The sequence below is a fragment of the Streptomyces sp. SID1328 genome, from assembly GCF_009865595.1.
In the GTDB taxonomy this organism is placed as follows: Bacteria; Actinomycetota; Actinomycetes; order Streptomycetales; family Streptomycetaceae; genus Streptomyces; species Streptomyces griseoluteus.
Map to the genome: position 1 here is coordinate 1 of NZ_WWKH01000780.1, position 236 is coordinate 236.

Below are 236 nucleotides of genomic sequence, written 5' to 3' on the forward strand. Positions count from 1 at the left end.
TCGGTGGAGGCGTCCTCGCTGAGGTCGTAGCGCGCGAGTTCCTGGCCGCCGGCCTGGTTGACGACGCGGATGAAGGCGTTGCGGACCTGGCCGAAGGACTGCTGGCGGTTCTCGGCCTCGTAGATCGAGACCGGGAAGACGATCTTCTCCACGTCGGCCGGGACCGCGGCGAGGTCGACCTTGATCTGCTCGTCGTCGCCCTCGCCCTCACCGGTGAGGTTGTCGCCGGTGTGCTC

1 protein-coding gene is annotated in these 236 nt (G+C 68.2%); it reads right to left on the minus strand.

Annotation, left to right across the window (positions count from 1 at the left end; translation table 11 throughout):
• Nucleotides 1-236, minus strand: a 236-nt coding sequence (locus GT030_RS24725) for a TerD family protein (RefSeq protein WP_161202985.1), incomplete at both ends; no start/stop codon positions are given.